The sequence below is a fragment of the Achromobacter sp. ACM02 genome (assembly GCF_014851605.1).
Lineage (GTDB): Bacteria > Pseudomonadota > Gammaproteobacteria > Burkholderiales > Burkholderiaceae_B > Achromobacter > Achromobacter aegrifaciens.
Genome location: NZ_JACUZY010000040.1, coordinates 1 through 208, shown reverse-complemented (window position 1 = coordinate 208; position 208 = coordinate 1). Strand labels below are relative to the sequence as shown.

The 208-nt window shown below is 64.9% G+C and carries 1 protein-coding gene; it reads left to right on the top strand.

Annotated elements, in window-relative coordinates; translation table 11 throughout:
• Window positions 1–208: hypothetical protein (locus tag IB258_RS30280; protein ID WP_192353591.1), on the top strand; the 208-nt coding region annotated here is incomplete at both ends.

The following is a 208-nucleotide window of genomic DNA, read 5'->3' as shown; positions in this document are numbered from 1 at the left end:
AAGAACCACACCGCCGGCGACGACTCCGTCACCGACAAGTTCACCGTCACCGTCACCGATGCGGCCAACCAGGTCAAGTCTGACGACCTGGTCGTGCTCATCACCGACACCGCGCCCGAAGCCAAGCCCGACACCGCTTCCGTCACGGAAGACACCGCACTGACCGCCTCCGGCAACGTCATCACCGGCACCGGCACCGAAACCAGGT